This window comes from Pseudomonadota bacterium (assembly GCA_039815145.1).
Lineage (GTDB): Bacteria > Pseudomonadota > Gammaproteobacteria > Steroidobacterales > JBCBZW01 > JBCBZW01.
The window spans coordinates 1-21,017 of sequence record JBCBZW010000063.1; the positions used below are offsets into that span (position 1 = coordinate 1).

General features: G+C 66.1%; 18 protein-coding genes. 14 read left to right on the plus strand and 4 right to left on the minus strand.

Translation table 11 applies throughout. From position 1 onward, the window contains the following. Positions 1–485 (minus strand): YicC/YloC family endoribonuclease (locus tag AAF184_15390; GenBank protein ID MEO0423720.1); only part of this gene is annotated, 485 nt, incomplete at its 3' end. A 251-nt stretch (positions 486–736) separates the two neighbouring features. Between AAF184_15390 and AAF184_15395 the strand changes: the two genes are divergently transcribed. From AAF184_15395 to rpmE, 5 genes are all read left to right on the plus strand, one after another. Next, positions 737–1,483, plus strand: coding sequence for a protein phosphatase 2C domain-containing protein (locus AAF184_15395; protein ID MEO0423721.1), 747 nt, complete (start codon positions 737–739; stop codon positions 1,481–1,483). A gap of 35 nt (positions 1,484–1,518) precedes the next feature. Then, a complete protein-coding gene (rph, locus tag AAF184_15400) occupies positions 1,519–2,232 on the plus strand; it encodes a ribonuclease PH (protein ID MEO0423722.1) in 714 nt (237 codons plus the stop codon). A 15-nt stretch (positions 2,233–2,247) separates the two neighbouring features. Beyond that, the gene (rdgB, locus tag AAF184_15405; GenBank protein MEO0423723.1) at positions 2,248–2,850 is read left to right on the plus strand and encodes an RdgB/HAM1 family non-canonical purine NTP pyrophosphatase; all 603 of its coding nucleotides are present in this window, start codon (positions 2,248–2,250) and stop codon (positions 2,848–2,850) included. Positions 2,851–2,856: 6 nt separating this feature from the next. Continuing rightward, positions 2,857–4,095 (plus strand): radical SAM family heme chaperone HemW, encoded by a 1,239-nt coding sequence (hemW, locus tag AAF184_15410; GenBank protein ID MEO0423724.1) that lies wholly within the window; start codon positions 2,857–2,859, stop codon positions 4,093–4,095. A gap of 419 nt (positions 4,096–4,514) precedes the next feature. Further along, positions 4,515–4,727 (plus strand): 50S ribosomal protein L31, encoded by a 213-nt coding sequence (gene rpmE / locus AAF184_15415; GenBank protein ID MEO0423725.1) that lies wholly within the window; start codon positions 4,515–4,517, stop codon positions 4,725–4,727. Here the strand turns inward: rpmE and AAF184_15420 are convergent. Both AAF184_15420 and AAF184_15425 read right to left on the minus strand, forming a co-directional pair. Beyond that, positions 4,724–5,326: a hypothetical protein gene (locus tag AAF184_15420; GenBank protein MEO0423726.1), complete on the minus strand. Its 603-nt coding sequence runs from the start codon at positions 5,324–5,326 to the stop codon at positions 4,724–4,726. The genes rpmE and AAF184_15420 overlap by 4 nt on opposite strands. Positions 5,327–5,402: 76 nt before the next feature. Next, on the minus strand, positions 5,403–8,033 hold the full coding sequence (locus AAF184_15425) for a penicillin-binding protein 1A (GenBank protein ID MEO0423727.1): 2,631 nt from the start codon (positions 8,031–8,033) through the stop codon (positions 5,403–5,405). A 391-nt stretch (positions 8,034–8,424) separates the two neighbouring features. Between AAF184_15425 and AAF184_15430 the strand changes: the two genes are divergently transcribed. From AAF184_15430 to AAF184_15470, 9 genes are all read left to right on the plus strand, one after another. After that, positions 8,425–9,495 (plus strand): pilus assembly protein PilM, encoded by a 1,071-nt coding sequence (locus tag AAF184_15430; GenBank protein MEO0423728.1) that lies wholly within the window; start codon positions 8,425–8,427, stop codon positions 9,493–9,495. An 11-nt stretch (positions 9,496–9,506) separates the two neighbouring features. Further along, entirely contained in the window at positions 9,507–10,067 is a 561-nt protein-coding gene (locus AAF184_15435; GenBank protein ID MEO0423729.1) for a PilN domain-containing protein, read from the plus strand. Beyond that, entirely contained in the window at positions 10,064–10,711 is a 648-nt protein-coding gene (locus AAF184_15440) for a type 4a pilus biogenesis protein PilO (GenBank protein MEO0423730.1), read from the plus strand. The genes AAF184_15435 and AAF184_15440 overlap by 4 nt, the downstream gene beginning before the upstream one ends. A gap of 44 nt (positions 10,712–10,755) precedes the next feature. After that, entirely contained in the window at positions 10,756–11,274 is a 519-nt protein-coding gene (locus AAF184_15445) for a pilus assembly protein PilP (GenBank protein ID MEO0423731.1), read from the plus strand. Between the two features lie 103 nt (positions 11,275–11,377). Continuing rightward, the gene (locus tag AAF184_15450) at positions 11,378–13,630 is read left to right on the plus strand and encodes a type IV pilus secretin PilQ (GenBank protein MEO0423732.1); all 2,253 of its coding nucleotides are present in this window, start codon (positions 11,378–11,380) and stop codon (positions 13,628–13,630) included. A gap of 57 nt (positions 13,631–13,687) precedes the next feature. Next, positions 13,688–15,637, plus strand: a complete 1,950-nt coding sequence (locus AAF184_15455) for an Ig-like domain-containing protein (GenBank protein MEO0423733.1) — start codon at positions 13,688–13,690, stop codon at positions 15,635–15,637. Positions 15,638–15,768: 131 nt separating this feature from the next. Further along, the gene (aroK, locus tag AAF184_15460; GenBank protein MEO0423734.1) at positions 15,769–16,332 is read left to right on the plus strand and encodes a shikimate kinase AroK; all 564 of its coding nucleotides are present in this window, start codon (positions 15,769–15,771) and stop codon (positions 16,330–16,332) included. After that, positions 16,329–17,417, plus strand: a complete 1,089-nt coding sequence (aroB, locus tag AAF184_15465; protein ID MEO0423735.1) for a 3-dehydroquinate synthase — start codon at positions 16,329–16,331, stop codon at positions 17,415–17,417. The genes aroK and aroB overlap by 4 nt, the downstream gene beginning before the upstream one ends. Further along, positions 17,414–18,604 carry a deoxyguanosinetriphosphate triphosphohydrolase gene (locus AAF184_15470; GenBank protein ID MEO0423736.1) on the plus strand — a complete coding sequence of 397 codons (1,191 nt, stop codon included), beginning with the start codon at positions 17,414–17,416 and terminating at the stop codon, positions 18,602–18,604. Before aroB ends, AAF184_15470 begins: the two co-directional genes overlap by 4 nt. A gap of 15 nt (positions 18,605–18,619) precedes the next feature. Here AAF184_15470 and AAF184_15475 read toward each other — a convergent pair whose 3' ends face one another. Further along, positions 18,620–20,698, minus strand: a complete 2,079-nt coding sequence (locus AAF184_15475; protein ID MEO0423737.1) for a TonB-dependent receptor — start codon at positions 20,696–20,698, stop codon at positions 18,620–18,622. Between the last annotated feature and the right edge of the window lie 319 nt (positions 20,699–21,017).

Genomic DNA, 21,017 nt, shown 5'->3' on the forward strand with positions numbered 1-21,017 from the left:
CCGATGGCAGCGGCCCGCTCCTCCAGCAGTTCACGAATTCGTTCACCCTCGCGCTCACGTGCGGCGAGTAGGTCGCCGAGCGCCTCGCGCAGCAATCCCTCGGCCTTGGCTACCAGCGGCGCGAGATCAGGCGCGGGGCTCGCGAGCACCCCGGGCCAAGCGAGTACGCCCATCGGATCTACCGCCCCCGGGTCGGATACCTGGCGACGCACCTCGTCCACCGCGCCGAGCAATTGCCCAAGCAGGGCCTGGTCGAGCTGCAAGGGTTGACCGCCGGTACCCTCGGCCGAGATCAACCGCAAGGAGGCCTCCACCTTGCCTCGGTGCAGCGCATCGCCGAGGAGCGCGCGGACCTTCGCTTCCAGGGAGCGAAACTCCTCCGGCATGCGCAGGGAGAGATCGAGGTAGCGGTGGTTCAGCGAACGAAGCTCCCAGGCGATACCCAGTCCCTCGCCGCGAAGTTCCCGGCGCGCGTAGCCAGTCATCCCACGAAGGGGCTTGGGAGCGGGTTTACTGGTCACTTCAGTGGGGTCTTTCGAGGTGTGTGAACTGCGCTCGCATTGTTGCAGGAAATCAAGACGCCGTGCAGGATGTGACTCGCAAGTTAGCGCTAGACTTTGAGTCGAGCTGCGGTGACTCCAATACGTGACACGCCGCAAGCCGACGTATCGCCCCGCCAAGGGCCGCCTACCGATCGCTCTTTGAGCAGCGGCCGACAACCGAGCCAAAGCACCCGTTGCGAATTCAATCCGCGAAGACCAGCCACCCCGGTGAGCGCGAGACCAACCAGGATCGCGTCGCCATCGTCGCTGAGAAGGATTGCGTCCTTCTCGCTGTGCTGGACGGTATGGGCGGCCACGCGGACGGGGAGAAGGCGGCCCAGGTCGCCATCGACACCATCGTCGAGGCCTTTCGCTCGAGCCCGCGCCCCTTGATCGACCCGATGGGTTTCCTGCGCCTCGCCATCAACGACGCGCACGATGCCGTGGTCGCCCTGGGCAAGGCCCTGCCCATGGCGTCGAAGCCGCGCGCCACCTGCGCCGCGTGCCTGATCCAGGAAGGCGAGGCGTGCTGGGCGCACGTCGGCGACAGCCGAATCTACCTGCTGCGCGGGGATAAGGTGCTCCAGCGCACGCGCGATCACAGCCACGTGGAGCTGCTGCGCCGCGAAGGGCTGATCTCCGAAGAAGACATGCACACCCACCCGATGCGCAACTACGTGGAGTTCTGCCTCGGCGGTGAGCCCGAGTATCCCGGCATGGACGTCTCGCCCGTACGCAAGCTCGAAGCGGGCGACCGCCTGCTCCTGTGCTCCGATGGGTTGTGGGGTGGCCTCAAGGAAGTGGAGGTCGCTTCCCTCGGCGCCGAGGAGACTTCCGACCTGCAACAGCAGCTCGAGGCGCTCGCCGACGTTGCCGTGGCCGCCAACTCACCCTACGCCGACAACACGACCGCCGCGGTGGTACGTTTCCTCTCCACCTAGACTGCCCTTCAAACCCACGGACGGAAATGGAACGGATGCGCCCAAGCGGACGAGCGCTGGATCAACTTCGCGAAGTCACCTTCGAACGCGGCTTCACCCGCCATGCGGAGGGCTCGGTCCTCGTGCGCTTCGGTGATACGCACGTGTTGTGCACCGCCAGCGTGGAGGAACGCGTACCGCCCTTTCGCCGCGGCAGTGGCAGCGGCTGGCTGACCGCCGAGTACGCCATGTTGCCCCGCGCTACCACCACCCGCAGCCAGCGCGAAACACGCGGCCAAGGGGGGCGGACGAAAGAGATTCAGCGCTTGATCGGCCGCTCCCTGCGCGCGGCCTGCGATCTCAGCGCGCTCGGCGAGCGCACGATCACCGTAGACTGTGACGTTCTGCAGGCCGACGGCGGCACCCGCTGCGCGTCCATCTGCGGCGGCTACGTGGCGCTCGCTGACGCTATAGATGGACTGATCCGCGCGGGATCCCTTAGGGAAAATCCCCTACACGGCAACCTCGCCGCCGTCTCCGTGGGCATCTACCAAGGCCAGGCGGTGCTCGACCTGGACTACGCCGAAGACAGCCAAGCCGAGACCGACATGAACGTGGTCATGAACGATGCGGGCGCCTTCATCGAGGTGCAGGGCACGGCCGAGGGCCATGCGTTCCGGCGCGAAGAACTCGACCAGATGCTCAACCTTGCCTCCCATGGCTGCCAGGCGCTGATCGGCCTGCAGCGTACGGCGCTGGCGACGGACTGACGGCCGGAGACGACGATGGAGCGCCTTGTCCTCGCCTCCGGCAATGCCGGCAAGCTACGGGAACTCACCGCCGTCCTGGCCCCGCTGCAGATCGAAGTCGTACCCCAGTCGGCCTTCGACGTGCCGACGGCGGAAGAGACGGGCACCACCTTCGTCGAGAACGCCATCATCAAGGCGCGCCACGCCGCGCGCCACTGCGCCCTGCCCGCCCTCGCCGATGACTCGGGACTGCTGGTGGATGCCCTAGGGGGCGCACCAGGCGTGCACTCGGCGCGCTACGCCGGCCCCTTCGCGAGCGATGCCGACAACGTGGCCCGGCTGTTGGGCGCCCTAACCGATTTGCCCACCGAAGAGCGCACCGCCAGCTTCTACTGCGTCCTTGTGCTCATGCGATCAGAGGCCGACCCAATGCCACTGCTAGCTGACGGCCGGTGGCCAGGGCGCATCACCACCGCACCCACCGGCGATGGCGGCTTCGGCTACGACCCGGTATTCGTGCCCGATGGCTACGAGCTGACCGCCGCCCAGCTGGGGGCGGAGGAGAAGAACCGCGTCAGCCATCGCGCCCAAGCGCTCGCCAGCCTGGCCGAGCTCATGCAGGCCCGGTCGGGCGGCTAGGGCGCCGTGGCATCGACGCCGCAGGCGGGCCCGACGCCCGACGCACCGCGCTCGGCACACGAGGCGTTGCCAGCGGCACATCCACCAACGTCGCTCTACATCCACATCCCCTGGTGCGTGCGCAAGTGCCCCTACTGCGACTTCAACTCGCACCATCTGCGCGGAGAGCTGCCCGCCACCGAGTACGTCGACGCACTCCTGGAAGACCTGAGACTCGACCTCGAGCAACAGCCCTGGCCCGGCGGCGACCTAACGAGCATCTTCATCGGCGGCGGCACGCCGAGCCTGCTGCCTGCAAAGGAACTCGACCGCCTGCTCGAGCACGTCGCACGCCTGGTCCCGTGCCCTCAGCAGATGGAGATCACCCTGGAGGCAAACCCGGGCACGGTGGAGCGTGGCACCTTCCGAGAGCTGCGTGCAGCAGGCGTGAATCGGGTGTCCTTAGGCATCCAGTCCTTCGACGAAGGTCACCTTCGCGACCTCGGCCGGATTCACGATGGCGAGCAGGCAGACCTTGCGATCCGCGAGGCCCAAGCCCACTTCGAACGTATCAACCTCGACCTGATGTACGCCCTGCCGAGGCAAACCCTGGAGGGCTGCCTGGAGGACCTCGCGCGAGCGATCGACTACGGCACCGAGCACCTGTCGCATTACGAGCTCACGATCGAGCCGAACACGGTGTTCTCGCGCTACGAACCCGCAGGGCTGCCCGACGAGGACCTGGCCGGCGACATGCGCGAGGCCAGTGAGACCCATCTCGCCCGGGCCGGACTGCGCGCCTACGAAGTCTCCGCCTACGCCCGCCACGATGGCGCCCGCGCCCTGCACAACCTCAATTACTGGAGTTTCGGTGATTACCTCGCCATCGGGGCGGGCGCTCACGGCAAGCGTTCCACCCTGGAGAGCGCCGCCCAGCGGGTAGCCTCCATCACGCGGTCGCGAAAGGTGCGCAGCCCTCGCGCCTACCTGGAGGCGGCCGGGGCGCCGCAACGCATCGCCGATTCGCAAACCCTCGAAGGACAAGCGCTGGTGGGCGAATTCATGCTTAACGCCCTGCGCCTGGTGGGCGGATTCTCGGAGGAGACCTTCGAGCGGCGCGTTGGCCTGTCGCGAGAGCTGATTCGCCCCCATCTGGAGGCGGCGGCCGTGGACGGCCTGTTGCGTCAACCGGTTGACGGCCACTGGCAGCCCACCAGCCGCGGTCGGGCCTTCTTGAACGATCTCCAAGCCCGGTTTATCGACTAGGCGCCCAGGCCAACCCGTCGTTATTCACATCGATCCGCAGGGCGGTGACATCGCGGGTTGACATCTAACTGTCATCTTCCTCGATTTTTTCGGCGCGCCTAACTTATTGATTTCAAGGGCCGTCTAACTTGCGTCGGAGATTATTTGCGGGAGCTGTCTAAAATTCTGAGACAAGGTGGTGAAGATGTGACCAGCCGTTTCATCCACACAGTTATCCACAGCCCTTGAAAGCGGCAGAAAAGCCGTCACATTACCGTCACTTACGACGATCACCGAAGCTAGCATGGCAACAGATCGCCGCGCTTGCTGAGGGCACCGACCTTCGCCGAACGACGCGGGGCTGGACGCCTTCGAAGACAGCTGCCATCATTGCCGGCTCCGTGTGATGCCCTCACTACCCACTCAAGGAATCGCTCGCCATGAAATCCGGCGTTCACCCGAATTACGAGACCATCACGGTGGTCTGCAACTGCGGAAACACCTTCGAGACGCGTTCGACGCTCGGTCAGGATCTGACCGTGGAAGTGTGTTCCAGCTGCCACCCGTTCTACACGGGCCAGCAGAAGATCGTCGACACGGCCGGTCGCGTCGACAAGTTCCGCAAGAAGTACGGCCTGAAGAAGAAGGCCTAATCGGCGACGGGCAGGTCGGCCGGCGAATCCGGCGGCCTGCTCACCAGGTCTTCCACTTCGCCCAGACTGGCCCGACGCTCGGGACGACCGTCCACCGGGCTTGCCGGCGCCTCGCGGATCGCATCCCCCGCCAGCACCACCACCTCGTACTCCAAGCCGTCCACCGTGAACTGGTGGCGCGGGCAGCGCCGTGTACGGTCGCCGAGGTAGCGCAGCTGCACATCCGAGGTGCGGAAGGCCATGTCGGCGTCCAGCAGGCGCCGCGGGATGTCCTCGGCGCTATCCGTGTGCAGATGGAGCGTGATCGGCATGTGCTCGGACACGGCGCCACTCAGCACACCACCGACTAAGCGCGGAGAATAGGCTGAGAAGAAGCGCATGGCCTCCAGCGCTCCCTCGCGCAGTTCCTGGAGTTGATGGCGGGCGTCGCTGCCGCCGAACAGACGCCGATGCTCCAACACCGCCTGCTCGACCTCACGATTGCTCGGCAACAGGGCGGGCGATACGGCGCCCAGGCGCTCGGCCGCCTTGCGCTTGGCCACGCCGTAATCGCGGATTCCCTGATCGAGCACCAGCCGCGCCGCCTGTTGGGCGATCACCGTGCGTTGCTGATCGGCCGCCTGGTGGCCGCCGGGAGCCGAAGCGCGGCGCGCGCTGCCGCGGGCGCCCCGCCCCCTAGAAGAGCGGCTCGTCTTCCGCGTCGCCATCGTCGGTGTTGTTGAAGAAGGAGGGGACCTGCTCATCCAGGGGCGCCTCGGGCGCGTTGCCCTGGCGGAAGATCTCGTACACCCAGCCGCTCTCGCCGGCGCGTGCCAGCTCCCCGGTGTCGGGTCGGATCTTCACGCGCACCAGCCCATAGGGCTCGGGGATGGAATGCTCAGGCCTGCCGGTCAGCACCGACTCCATATAGTCGGTCCACGCGGGTAGGGCTGCGCGGCCGCCCACCTCGCCTCGACCGAGGCGTGTGAACTCATCGAAGCCCACCCAGACGGTGGCGGTGAGGTCTGCGTTGAACCCGCTGAACCACGCGTCGCGCTGCTCGTTGGTGGTGCCCGTCTTGCCCGCGAGATCGTTGCGCTGCAGGCGGCGGTAGGCGGCTCGGCCCGTCCCGCGACGAACGACGTCACGCATCATGTCGGTGATGATGTACACGTTTTGCGGCGACACCACGCGCGGCGCCATGTTGGCGATCGGGTAGCCTCCGGTGAAGCCTTCCATGCGGGCGCAGGCGACCTCCGCGCTCGGCCACTCGGCGGGCATCCCGTGACCCTCGCTGGGCGCCGTCGCCACGTTGGACTCCAGAGAGGCCAGGCGGGCCACGACCCCGCGTTGCGCGTCCGCCGCCGCCGTGGCCCCATCGGCCGCATCGAGGGCGCCGAGCTCGAGGGCACGTTCGCAGGGCAGGCAGGCGATCTTCGGGTTGGCCTCGTAAACCAACTCGCCGTTGGCACCCTCCACTCGATCAATCAGATAGGGCGTCACGGCGAAGCCGCCGTTGGCCAGCACCGCGTAACCGGTGGCCACCTGCAGCGGTGTGAGGCTCGCACTGCCGAGCGCCAGGGACAGGCTCGCCGGTAGCTCCTCGGGATCGAAGCCGAACTGGCCGATGTGGGCGATGGCCTGGCGCACGCCCACTTCTCGGAGCAAGCGTATCGACACCAGATTGCGCGAGGCGACCAGCGCTTCACGCAAACGCATGGGCCCGCGGAACTCGCGCTCGTAGTTTTCCGGGCGCCAGGCCTCCTCCATGCCAGGGTCGTCGTAGACCACCGGCGCATCGGGCAGCACGCTGGCGGCGGTGAACCCGTGTTCCAGCGACGCCGAGTAGACGAAGGGCTTGAAGGACGAGCCCGGCTGGCGCTTCGCCTGGCTGACGCGGTTGAACTTACTCAAGCGGAAGTCGTAGCCACCGACCATGGCGGACACGGCGCCGTCGCGCGGATCGAGGGACACCAGGGCGCCCTGCACCGCCGGCACCTGACCGAGCTTCCACTGCGTCACCTGCGCCGGGGCGGTGCCCTCCTCCTCGCGCGCGGGCTGCGCGTTCTCGGCGGGTGCCAGGGGCTGTACGTAGATCACCTGACCGACGGCGAGCACGTCGCCAACCCGCGTCGGCGTGCCGCCGGCGCGCGATTCGTCGATGTACTCACGGGCCCACTTGACGCCCTCGAGCGGGATCAGGCCTTGGCGGTGCTCGCTCACGTGAACCTGCGCGCTGGCGTCGTCCACGGCGGTAACCACAGCGAGTTGGTGCAGGGGGAGCGCGGGATACTCGCTCAGCATGGCGTCGAGCTGCTGGGGCGCTTGCCCTACCGCTTCCAGATCTCGCGTATCCACCGGACCGCGGTAGCCATGGCGACGGTCGTACTGCAGGAGCGCATCGCGCACCGCGGCCACGGCCGCTTCCTGGCGCTCCCCGTCCAAAGTGGTCACCACGCGCAGGCCACTGCCGTACACCGCCTCGCCGAAGCGCTCCACCATCTCGGCCCGCGCCAGCTCGGCCAGGTAGGCCGCCTCGCCTTCCACCCGTGGCCCGTGGATCGAGGCGCGAATCGGCTGCGCCAGAGCCAGCTCGTGCGCTTCGCTGTCGATGTAGCCCAGCTCACGCATCCGCCGTAGCACGTAGTCGCGCCGGCTGCGCGAGCGCTCCGGGTTGGTGACCGGATTGAGGTCTGACGGCGCCTTCGGGATGCCGGCCAGGATGGCGACTTCGTCGAGGCGCAACTCGTGCAGTTGCTTGCCGAAGTACACCTCGGCCGCCGCTGCCACGCCGTAGGCGCGCTGGCCGAAGAAGATCTTGTTCAGGTAGAGGGTGAGGATCTCCTGCTTGGTGAGCACCCGCTCCATGTTCAGGGCGATGAAGATCTCGCGGACCTTGCGCACGTACGAGTGGCGCAAGGTCAGCAGGTAGTTGCGCGCCACCTGCATGGTGATGGTGCTACCGCCCTGGCTGCCCCGCCCGGTCTTGGCCAGCACCAGCACGGCTCGCACCAAACCCTGGTAGTCCACACCCGGGTGTTCGAAGAAGCGGTCGTCCTCGGCGGCAACGAAGGCATCGATCACCTGCTGCGGCAGCTGCTCGTAGGTCACGGGAATGCGCCGCTTCTCGCCGAATTCGCCGATCAACACGCCGTCGCGGGAGTAGACCCGCATCGGCGCCTCCAGCTGTACGCTCTTCAAGGTGTCCACGTCGGGCAGGGACTCCGCCACGAACATGTAGGCGGCCGCCGCCACCAGCAGGGCGAAGGCGCCGCCCGCAAAGGTGAGGGAAAGCAGAACGGAAAGGAGCTTTACGACAGGCTTCATCGGCTACCGGAAGGGCGTCGCAGCTGAAGGGGAGGGGATCGTCACAGAACGCGTGCGACTCGCGTCCCAGTGTGCGGAGATCGGGAGTATATCGTGACCGCTCGTCCCGATTCGCCGCTTTGTGTGATTTGCTTCACGAAGGTTGACAAGAGCGGCTGTTATAAATCGCGGCTGGTGCGGCACGCTGTCGCCGTGCGCGAGTGGCCTCACACCCACGGATGACCGTGGGCAGCTCGCCAGGCGCCCTAGGCGCCGAACAGGGTCCTGCTGGTTGCAAGGGCGTCCCCGGCGGGTTGAACATATGTCCCGCCTTGCGCCCTCCAGCGTTTGGTATATAGTCAACGAAAGCTCGTGTGACTGCACACATTTTTGAGCCAACCCCCTATTCCACATGGCAAAACTGACGCTGTTCGGCAACACGTTCAAGCCCATACTCGGCCTTGACATAACCACCTCCTCCGTGAAGCTCCTCGAGCTGTCGGACGCCGGGGGCACGTATCGCGTCGACGCGTACGCTGCCGAGCCGACGCCTGTCAACGCGGTGAACGAGAAGAGCGTGATCGACGTTGACGCCGTCGGTGAGGCGATAAGACGAGCGGTCCGCCGGGCCGGGGCCAAGGCCAAGGAAGCGGCCGTGGCGATCAGCGGCGACGCCGCGATCACCAAGGTCATCCAGATGCCCGCCTCCCTGAGCGAGGCCGACCTCGAAGACCAGATCAGCCTTCAAGCCGACCAGTACATCCCCTTCCCGCTGGAAGAGGTGAGCTTCGACTTCGAGGTGCTGAGCAAGAACGAAGAGACCGGCATGTCCGACGTGCTGCTGGTGGCGACGCGTTCGGAGAACGTCGAGCAACGCCAGGCCGCCGTCGAAGCCGCCGGACTCAAGGCGCGCCTGGTCGACGTCGAGGCCTTCGCCCTCGAGAACGCTTGCCAGCTGATGCGTCACCAGATGCCCGACGAAGGCGTGAGCAAGTCCATCGCCGTAGTCGACTTCGGCGCCAGCAGCACCACCTTCAGCGTGCTCACCAACCTCAGCGTGGACTACACGCGCGACTTCGCCTTCGGCGGTCAGCAGCTCACCGAAGAGATCATGCGCACCTACGGCGTATCGATGGGCGAAGCGGGCCGCCTCAAGAAGGAGGGCGGACTGCCTAGCAATTACGGGCCAGAGGTGCTCGAGCCGTTCATCGACGATATGTCCCAGCAGGTCAGTCGCTCGCTGCAGTTCTACCTGGCATCCGGCTCGAATCGGGAGCAGCCCGACCAGATCATCGTCTGCGGTGGCTGCGCCAACATCCCCGGAGCGGCCGAGCTCATTCAGAGCAAGGTGGGCATCCCTACGGTGAAGGGCGACCCGCTCGGCACCCTGAAGGTGTCTTCGCGCGCCAAGGCGGCAGGTGTCACCACCGACGCCACCGCCCTACTCACGGCGTGCGGCCTGGCCCTGCGCAGCTTCGACTAACGGAGTAACCGATGCCTCGCATTAACTTACTGCCCTGGCGAGAAGAGCTCCGACAGGAACGGCAGAAGAACTTCGGCATCGCCGCTGGCGCGGCCGTGGCGCTGGGCGCCTTCGTCGTGTGGTACGCCGCAACCTACTACCAGACCCGCATCGACCACCAGCGCGACCGCAACAAGTTCCTCAGCAATCAGATCGCCGAGATCGACAAGCAGATCGAGGAGATCCAAGCCCTCGAGGATCTGCGCGATCGCCTGATTGCCCGCATGGGCATCATCGACGAGCTGCAGCGCAGCCGGCCGGTGATGGTGCACCTGTTCGACGAACTCGTGCGCACGCTCCCCGAAGGCGTCTACCTCGAGAGTGTGCAGCAGAACAGCAAGCGCATCTTGATCAAGGGCGTGGCCCAGTCCTCCACGCGCGTATCCAACTACATGCGCGACCTCGACGCCTCACCGTGGTTCACCGATGCGGGCCTCAACATTCTCGAGAAGCGCGGGGAGTCTATCGAGTTCACCATCTTCGTGAGCCAGGGCGCCCCCGAGGCGGAAACGACGGACGAGGCTGCCTCATGAACTTCCTCGAGCAGCTTCGCAACCTCGACATCAACGACATCGGCCGCTGGCCGCTCGTCTTCCGGGGCATTTTCATCGTCCTGATCTTCATGGGCGTGACGGCCGGGGGCATGTACAACTTCGTCTTCAAGTCGAAGGTGGAGGAACTGGAAAAGGTGCAGGAGCGCGAGCAACGCTTGCGCCAGCGCTTCGAGACCAAGCAGCGCCAGGCTGCCAACTTCGATGCCTACAAGGTGCAGCTGGGGCAGATGGAGCAGGAGTTCGGCACCATGTTGCGCCAGCTTCCGGGCCAGACCGAGGTGCCCAACCTGCTCACGGACATTTCGCAAACAGGTCTCGCCGCCGGCTTGGAGGAAGAGCTCTTTCAGCCGAGCCAGGAGATCGAGCGCGACTTCTACGCGGAGCTGCCGATTCGCATCCGCCTGAACGGGAGCTACCACGAGTTCGGGCAGTTCGTGAGCGGGATCGCCTCCCTGCCGCGCATCGTGACTCTGCACAACATCACGATCAAACCTACTGGATCCGGTAGGAGCAGTCGACGCAACGAGGACCAGCCCGTATCGGTGATCGGGGACGCTCTGGAGCTCGACATCACTGCCAAGACCTACCGCTACCTTGACGACGACGAGAGCACGGGCCAGTGAACAAACCCAGCACTATCGACCCGTCACGACGACGATCACGCCCCGTGTGGCAATCGCTCATCACGCTGGCGCCCCTGGGCGCCATTTTGCTCCTCAGCGGATGCGTGAACCGGGACATGTCGGATCTGCAGCGCTACGCGCAGTCGATCAAGGCACGGCCCGGCGGTCGCATCGAGCCGCTGCCAGAGATCAAGAGCTACGAGAACTTCGAGTATTCCGCGTCGAAGCTTCGCGCGCCGTTCAAGCCGGACACGGCGTTGGCGCAGCGCGCCCCCGCGGCGAGCGACGGGCCTCGCCCCGACCCGAACCGACGCAAGGAGTACCTCGAGAGCTTCCCCCTCGATTCCCTGCGCATGGTCGGCACGCTGGAGATCGAAGGGCGTTACTACGGGCTCGTGCGAGACGCCGACGGCCTCGTTCACCAGGTGCTGCCCGGGCAGTACATGGGTGAGTACGACGGCCGCGTGAACGCGGTGACCAACGCCGCCATCGAACTCACGGAGCTGGTACCCAACGGTATCGATGGCTTCGTGGAGCGCGAGGCCGCCGTAGCACTTAATTGAGCGCCGCCGCCGTGGGCGGCGTCGTTGGATGTTGGATTTAGCGATGGTCGCCGGAGAACCGACGGTTTCCGGTGCACCGAATGCACATGTCGAGGCTTTTAGCATGAACCGTGAAGTTCTGGGTGTCTGCGCCATGGGGCGGTGGTTGAAACCGCCTAACGCGGCGATGTGGCTGTCTGCCATCACGCTGCTGGTGGCGCTGCTGCTGGGATCGACGGGCCCCGCCCTGGCCCAGAACGAGTTCTCGAACTATCTCGATGACATCGAGGTGATCACCCTGCCCGGACAGCAGGTGCAGCTGGTGCTGCGCATGCGCGGGGCAGCGCCCGAGCCGAACACCTTCAGCATCGATAACCCGGCGCGTATCTCCATCGATCTGGCGGACACGGGCGTCGCCCTCGCGACCCGTCGCCGCGACGTGGGCATCGGCCTGCTGAACAGCGTGGTGGCGGCCGAAGCCGCCGGTCGTACACGCGTGGTGCTGAACCTCGACAGCCCCGTCACCTACACCGCCGCCGCCCAGGGCAACACGGTCACCATCACCCTCGCCTCGGAAGCGGAGATGGCCGCCTCCTCCACCGCGCCGCTCGGGTCCGGCGGTATCAATGCCCCGTCGCCTGCATCGCGCACGGGCACCTTCGGCTCCAGCGAACTGCGCAACGTCGACTTCCGCCGCAGCGAAGAGGGCGCAGGGCGCGTCGTGCTGCAACTCTCCGACCCCTCCACCGTGGTCGACCTGCAGCAGGAAGGTGATCAGGTCATCGTGGTGCTGAAGAACACCACCGTGCCGTCCGAGCTGATGCAGCGCCTGGACGTGCTCGATTTCGCCACGCCGGTGAAGACCATCGACACCATGCAGGTGAACCGCGATACGCGGGTGATCGTGACGGGCTTCGGCGCCTTCGATCAGCTCGCCTACCAGTCCGATGAGCGCGTCACCGTCGAGCTGAAGCCGCTGACGCCGGAAGAGCTGCGCATCCGCGAGGAAGAGGAGCGCGAGCGCTACACGGGCGAGCGCCTCACCCTGAACTTCCAAGACATCGAGGCGCGCGCCGTCCTGCAGCTGCTCGCCGACGTGAGTAATCAGAACATCGTGGTCAGCGACACGGTGGCAGGCAACGTCACCCTGCGCCTGCAGAACGTGCCATGGGATCAGGCCCTGGACATCGTGCTGCAGACCAAGGGTCTCGATAAGCGCCAGAAGGACAACGTCATCCTGGTGGCTCCCGCCGAAGAGATCGCCAACCGCGAACGGCGCGAACTCGAGGCCGCCAGTCAGATTCGCCAGCTCGCGCCCCTGCGCAGCGAGTTCATCCAGGTCAACTACGCGAAGGCGCAAGATCTCGCGCTGCTCATCCAGGGCGCCGCCCTGCAGGGGGTTGCCGGTGGCGTGCCCGGTGGGGGCGCGCGACGTACGCTGCTCTCCGAGCGCGGCAGCGTCACCCTGGACGAGCGCACCAATACGCTGCTCGTGCAGGACACGGCGGAGAAGCTGGCGGAGATTCGCCGCCTCGTGCGCACCCTCGACGTGCCCGTACGCCAGGTGCTGATCGAATCGCGCATCGTCATCGTCAACGATGACTTCAGCCGCGACATCGGTATCCGTTCGGGAATCACGGCGGTGGAGGAGAACGGCAGCGACGGTCTAATCGCCATCACCGGTGGCTCCGCCGGCGCCGACACCATCGTCAACTCCGGACTCAACAACCTGAACACCACCGGCAGCCCGTTCCCGGCGGCCGTGCCGGCGCTTAACGATCGCCTTAACGTCAACGTGCCGATCGCCTCGCCGGCGGGGCGCCTGGGGCTGGCGATTCTCGACTCGAACTATCTGCTTGACCTGGAACTCGCGGCCCTGCAGGCCGAAGGCCGGGGCGAGATCATCTCCACCCCGCGTGTGATCACCGCCAACCAGCAGGAAGCCACCATCAAGCAGGGTGTGGAGATTCCCTTCCAGGAAGCCTCGGCCAGCGGCGCCACCACCACCCGCTTCAAGGAAGCGGTGCTGAGCTTGGTGGTCGTGCCCCTGATCACGCCGGACAACCGCATCATCATGGATCTGCAGGTCAGCCAGGACAGCATCGGCGAACAGGTGCCGAGCGCGACTGGCGGCTTCGTGCCCAGTATCGACACCCGCGAGGTGGTGACCCAGGTGCTGGTGAACAACGGCGAGACCGTCGTGCTCGGCGGCATCTACGAGACAACCAAGACGGAAACCCTGAGCAAGGTGCCCGTGCTTGGCGATATCCCTGGGCTCGGCCGCCTGTTCCAGAGCAGCACCCGTAGCTCCAACAAGGCCGAGCTGTTGATCTTCGTCACTCCGAAGATTCTGCGCGAAGGCTCGAACGTCTTTTAGGCGCTTCGACGACACGCGACGACAAGCTTTAGCGATTTGACTCGAGGAACATCCAACATGCGCAAGGCAGGCAGTTTCCTACTGCTCCTCATGGCCGCCCTTTTCATCGTGGGCTGCTCGAGTGACGGAACCCTGGTCGTGATCCCGGAACCGGTCGCCGAAGAGCCCGACCCTGATGATCCAGATGCACCGCCTCAGGTCATCCTCTCCAGCGTATCGGTGATCTCCTCGAGCAACATCCTGCAGTCCGACGGCGCCTTGCCCGTGACCGTCACGGCCCGGGTGATCGACGAGAGCAACATCGCCGTCGAGGGCATCGACGTCGCCTTCGCGGCGGATTCGGGGGTGCTGACCGTCGCCAACGCCGTGACGGACGCGTCCGGTCGGGTCACGGCCACCTTGAGTACCGAGGAAGACCCCACCAACCGCGTTATCACGGTCACGGCCTCCGCCGCTGGCATCGACGGCGTCACGCTTACGGGGACGGCCACCGTGCAGGTGATCGGCACCGAGTTCTCGCCGATCGCAGGTCCCGCGTCGATCGTCATCGGCGCCACCCAGGACTACTCCACGGTGCTGATTGACGGTAACGGCAACGGCATCGCGGGTATCCCAATCACGGTGACCTCCGCCCTGGGCAACCCGATCGCGCCCGACACGTTGGAGACCAACTTCGAAGGTAATGTCGACTTCACCCTGACCGCTCAGAACGGCGGCTCCGACCAGCTCACCGTGAGCGGCTTGGGGATCGACCGCACCCTTGCCCTCGAAATCTCCACCGACTCGTTCGTCTTCAGCTCACCCACCCCGCCGAACGCCAACCAGGATCCTCCCCGCGTGGCGCTCAACGCCAACCAGACGATCTCCGTTCGCTGGGAGACCTCCGGCGCGCCGGTCGATGGACAGCCCGTACAGTTCTCCACCACCCGCGGCACCCTGGCCAACAACGGCCAGGTGTTCACGGTGAACGGTGTGGCCACCAACACCATCTCTTCCACCAATGCCGGTCGCGCCGTGATCACGGCCACCGCAGACGTGGAAGACGGGCCCTCGGCGCAGATCCCCATCGACTTCATCGCAACCCAACCGGACAGCATCGAAGTGCAAGCGGATCCCTTCAACATCGGTCCGAACGAGCAGTCGGCGATTCGCGCCACCGTGCGTGACCCGCAGAACAACCTGGTCACCGACCAGACCGTAATCTTCGAGCTCGATGACGTGACCAACGGGCGTCTGACCGTCGGCACCGCCGTGACCAACACCCAGGGCGAGGCGCAGACCTTCTACGAGGCGAGCAGTTCGACCAGCGCCAGCGAGGGCGTGCGCATCACTGCACGGGTGCAGAACACCAACATCACCGACACCACAGCCCTGACCGTGGCCCGCCGCGAACTGTTCTTCACCTTCGGTACCGGTAACACGGTTCTGGAGGTGGACGATGCCACCTACGAATTGCCCTTCCTGGTGCAGGCGAGTGACGCCGACGGCAACGGTGTCGCCGGCGTGGACATCCAGCTGTCGCTGCTGACCGAGCGCTACATCAAGGGCTACTGGGTCGGCGATGCCGTCGCCAACGCCTGGTTCGTCGAGACCAACGTGGTATGCGACGAGGAAGACCAGAACCGCAACGGTTTCCTCGATCCCGGCGAGGACATCAACAACAACGGCGAGATCGATGTGGGCAACAACGCCAACATCACCGGCACAGCCACCACCGACGCCACCGGCGAGGCCCTCGTGGCCATCAGCTACGCCCAGCAGTTCGGCAGCTGGCTGCAGGTGATCGTGGAAGCTCGCGCGGAGGTGGAGGGCTCGAGCTTCAGCGAGACGGCGTCCTTCATCCTGCCGACCATCGCCTCGGACACCAACAGCGTGCAGATCAGCCCGCCGGGCAACCGCGTGGCGGAAGATCCAGCCAACGGCTACCCGAACGGCACCACCGACGGGCTCATCACCGGTCCGGTCAGCCCCTTCGGCTACAGCCAGTCCTGCTTCGACGACATCTAGGTCGTCTCCCGCGGTGGGCGGAGCGATCCGCTCCGCCCACCTGGCACCGAGCGATTCGCATTGGTGCCTGGCCCTGATGTCCTGTCCCGGGGCACACTGCGGCCATGGGCAGCAGTAGTATCAGCACCGCCATCCCTGAGGATCGCCTGTTCATCGTCGGACCGATGGCCGCTGGCAAGTCAGCCGTGGGGCGCCGCCTGGCCGCGCGCCTGCACATGCCGTTCTTCGACACGGACGATGAGATCGAGCAACGCACCGGCGTGGATATCGACTATATCTTCGAGCGTGAGGGCGAGGCGGGATTTCGCCGCCGTGAGTGTGCCGTGATCGCCGAACTCACCGCCCAACAGCCCGTCATCTTGTCCACCGGCGGCGGCGCCGTGCTGGCGCAGGAGAACCGCCGATTGCTCAGCGAACGGGGGCTCGTCGTATACCTTGCCACCAGCGTGCGCACGCAGCTGGCACGCACCCGTCACAGCCACCACCGGCCACTTCTGCAAACGGAAGATCGTGAGCAGACACTGCAAGCGCTGGCCGCCGTGCGCAACGGCTTGTACGAGTCGGTAGCCGATCTGACCTTGCCCACGGACGGCTGTACCGTGGAGGCGGTGGTCGGGCAGCTGATCACGCGCTTGAAGCAACGCCAAAGCGAAGCACCCGATAGCACCGGTGGCGGGGAGGAACCTGCGGTATGAGGTCGCTGGACGTCGCCCTGGGTCAGCGCAGCTACCCCATCCACATCGGGGAGGATTTGCTCGCCGACGCCGGCGCCCTGCTCGCCCCCCTGGTGGATGGCCGCCAAGCCCTCATCGTGACCAACGACGTGGTCGCGCCGCTCTACGCGGACCGCCTGCGCGCCGGGCTACTCGACCATTGCGCGCGCCTCGAGGGCCTGGTGCTACGCGACGGTGAGGAACACAAGACCCTGGATACGATGGCCCTGATCCTCGATGCCCTCGTCGAGCAACGGATGGGGCGGGACGGATGCCTGATCGCCCTCGGCGGCGGCGTCACCGGGGACGTCGCCGGCTTCGCAGCGGCCACCTATCAGCGGGGCATCAGCTTCATCCAGGTGCCCACCACCCTGTTGGCGCAGGTCGACTCCTCCGTCGGCGGCAAGACCGGCGTCAACCACCCCGCGGGCAAGAACCTCATCGGCGCCTTTCACCAACCGAGCGCCGTGCTCACCGATCTCGACACGCTCACCACCCTCGACGAACGCCAGTACCGGGCCGGTCTCGCCGAGGTGGTGAAGTACGGCCTCATCATCGATGCGCCGTTCTTCGATTGGCTGGAGCAGGCCAGCGAAGCGCTGAACGCGCGTGATCCCACGGTGCTGGCCCAAGCTATCGAGCGCTGCTGCATGATCAAGGCGGACGTGGTGGCCCAGGACGAGCAGGAACGCAGCGGCTTGCGCGCCCTGCTCAACCTCGGTCACACCTTCGGCCACGGTATCGAGCGTGCGATGGGATTCGGTGGCTGGCTCCACGGGGAGGCGGTCGCCGCCGGCATGGTGATGGCCGCGCAGATGTCCGCGCGCATGGGGTGGCTCGAGGAAAGCCAGGTGGTACGGATCGTAAGGCTGTTGCAATTCTTAGGTCTGCCGGTCGCGCCACCACCGGTGGGGGCGGCGAAGCTGCTCGATCACATGCAGCTCGACAAGAAGAACCGGCGGGGACAGCTGGTGCTGGTGCTGCTGCAGGACATCGGCGCCGCCCTCGTCACCCAGGACTTCGACGAGGGCGCCCTGATGCAGACGCTGGCCGCGGCCGAGCCTTGAGCGCCAGCCCCCTCGCGCTCTACGCGGCAAGCATCGAGCGCTCCCGCGGTCGGCGCTTCGACGAGCCCCCGCCGCGCCTTCGCGGCGAGTTCCAGCGCGATCGCGATCGCATCATTCACTCCGTCGCCTTCCGCCGCCTGGTCTACAAGACGCAAGTCTTCGTGAACCACGAGGGCGACCTGTATCGCACCCGCCTCACCCATTCCCTCGAGGTGGCTCAGATCGGGCGCAGCGTCGCCCGCACCCTCGATTTGAACGAGGACCTGACCGAAGCGATCTGCCTTGCCCACGACCTCGGCCACACGCCCTTCGGTCACGCCGGCCAGGACGCGCTGAACGAGTGCATGCGCCCGTTCGGCGGCTTCGAACACAACCTCCAGTCCCTGCGGGTGGTGGACACGCTCGAACAGCGCTACGCCCTGTTCGACGGCCTGAACCTCTGCTTCGAGACCCGCGAGGGGATCCTCAAGCACTGCGCCCCCGACGTCGCACGGACCCTCGGCGAACTCGGCCAACGCTTTCTGACCGGCCAACAACCTAGCCTGGAAGCACAGCTCGCCAACATCGCCGACGAGATCGCCTACAACAACCACGACGTCGATGATGGGATCCGTGCGGGCCTGCTCGACATCGACGCGTTGGCCGACGAGGTGGATCTGGTGGGGCACTACGTGCGAGAGGTGCGCGCCGAGCATGCGGACCTCTCCGATCGACGCATGACCTACGAGGTGATCCGCCGCATGATCGGTGCGCTAGTCAACGACCTGGTCGATACGAGTCGCCAGTGCCTGGCGGACACGGATCCGCGCAGCCTTGATGACGTGCGGGCGCTGAAGACTCCACTGATCCGCTTCAGCGATGCCATGCGCCCGCGCGTACTCACGCTGAAGCAGTACCTGATGGCGAACCTGTATCAGCACCCGCGCGTGCGCGAGATGACCGATCATGCGCGACGGGTGATCCAGCGCCTCTTCGAGCACTACCGCGACGCCGCCTACGCGGACATCACGGGCGGCGTACCGCCCAACCTGCCGGTGACCCGTATCCGCCGGACCCCCGCCCCCGAGGACCGGGAGGCGCTGGCCGCCCGCGCCGTGGCGGACTACATCGCCGGCATGACCGACCGCTTCGCCCTGGCCGAGTACGACGGCTTGCTGGCGGCGGAGCAAGCCCGCCGCCAGCGCTAGGACGCAAGGGCTCGCTTAGAAGCGCCCGCGCAAACCGATCGTGTAGTTGCGACCCGGCAGCGGCGCCAGATCCTTCACGAAGGACGTGTGACGGCGAGCATCCTCATCGAGCAGGTTCGACGCACGCACGAACACCTCGACCGGCACCAGCGCGTCCTCGGCCAGCACCAAGCTAATGTCAGCGTTGAGCATGGTGTAACCGTCGGTCTCCGTCTCGAACTCGGCCACGTCGTCCTGATCGAAGATCTGAGCGATGTCGAAGCCGGTGGTGAGGCGACGATCGTGGTACTCGAGGCGCCCACCCACGCGGGCGGGGGAGATACGCGGCAGATTGCCACCGCCGGAGAGCTCGCCCGACACCACGTCCGCGAACAAGGACAGGTCGAGGTCGCCGCCCTGGGAGAACTCCGCGAGGGTGGCGGAGAACTCCGCCTCGAAGCCCACGAAGTCGGCATCGGCCTGGGTCCACAGGAACACCGGCAGACCGTCCTCGATATCGTCGGTCTCGGCGAGGAAGATGAAGTCCTCGAAGTCGGTCACGTACCCGGTGGCCGAGAAGCCGACGCGTTCACCGCTGTAGCGCCAGGACAGCTCCGCGTGGTTGGAGGTCTCCACGTCGAGGGTGGCATCGCCGATCTCGAAGGTGCTGGTAGCCAGGTGGGGGCCGTCGGAGAAGAGTTCCTCGGCACTCGGCAGGCGTTGCGCGCGGTTCAGGGTCAGGCCGATGCGATGACGCTCGGCAAAGGTGCGGATGGCCGAGGCCGAGACGCTGAAGGCCGTGTCATCGACGCTGCCACCGGCGACGGGCTCCTGATCCTGGGTCTCGAAGCGACCGCCGATGGAGAAGAACCAGTCGTCCAGATCGAGCTCTTCGATCAGGTAGACGCCCACGCTGGTGGTGTCGACGGGGGGCACGAAGGCCTCGGCGCCGATCGCCGAGAACTCGGCGGTGGCGAACTGCACGCCGAAGGAGCCCACCCAGTCGCCGATCGGCTGATGGGCAATGTCGAGGCGAGCCTCGAAGGCCTCGTTGGCGAAGGTGGTGCCGATCTCCTCGCCCTCGAGCTCGACGTGGTCGTAGTCGTTGTAGGCGCCGCGAAGTTCGATCTTGCTCAGGAAGCCGCTGGCGGGCTCGATCCCGGCCTTGAAGTCGATACGGGTCTGCTCGAGATCGATGCTGATTCCCTCTTCTCCTTCCTCCTCTTCGCCCTCCTCGCCTTCTTCCTCTTCCTCCTCCTCGATGGTCGGCACACCGTAGGTGGTCTCGAAGGTGCTGACGTTGACACCGAAGTAGCCGCGCTCACCTATCCAGCTCAGGCCACCGCCGAAGGCGGAGGACTCGAGGGCACTATTGGCGACGGTGCCGCGCTCCTGCTCTTCCTCGAAATCCTCCAGGGTGATCGCCACGCCGGGGATGTCGTAGTCGTCCTGATCGCGGATCGAGGCATCGACCTGCAGCACGATCTGACCGATTCCGCCACGCAGGGCCAGCGCCGCAGACTGCTCGTTGGCCACCGTGTTGCCGCCTAGGCGGAAGCGGCCCTCGAGACCGTCGGGAATTTCCGTGGGCAGACGGGTGGTGATCGTGTTGACCACACCGCCTACGGCACCGCTGCCGTAGGCGAGGGTCGCTGGGCCGCGCAGCACTTCCACCCGCTCGACGAGCAGGGGCTCGAGGGCCACGGCGTGGTCCACGCTGACGGTGGAAACATCGAGGGTGGAGATGCCGTCTTCCTGCACGCGCACGCGCGGGCCGCCGAGGCCACGAATGACGGGACGGCTGGCACCAGCGCCGAAGTCACTGGCCGTGACGCCGGGCGTAAGGGCCAGCATCTCACCGATCGTGTTGGTGCGTAGGCGCTCGAGCTCGTCGCCTTCGAGCACGGTCACGCCCTGACCGATCTCGTCGATGGTGTTGTCGAGCAGCGTCGCGACCACCTCAATCTCGTCGATGGGGCGGTGATCCTCATCGTCGTCTTCTTGGGCGAGTACGGCACCGTGATTGATGAGCAAGGCAGCGCCGACAGCGACGCTGAGCGAAGTCGTGCATCCGCGCCCGGTGCGGGCGCTCGAGAAGGGGTTAGCTTCCTGCATGTCGTATTTCCTTTATCCGTAGGCGGGCGCGCGCGAAGGGGCGCTATACGCATCAGCCTCAAGTGCCCTGCGTAGTTGATGGGGCGCAGGGCGAACGAAGAGCGGGGTTAGGTCGCCCAGGGGGCGATCGGAGATTAGATGAGGTGCGGAGGGGCGCGAGGCTGGGTAGAGGTGGGACGCCGCGCAATCGGGGTGGCGCGCGCCACCATCGGGGTCGGGCCGTCCGCCGTGAGGGGCACCGGCGCCGGAGATTCCGAGGGAGCGGGAACGGCGGTATCACGATCGGCCACCAGGCAGAGCACGCAGTGGGGCGTGTCTT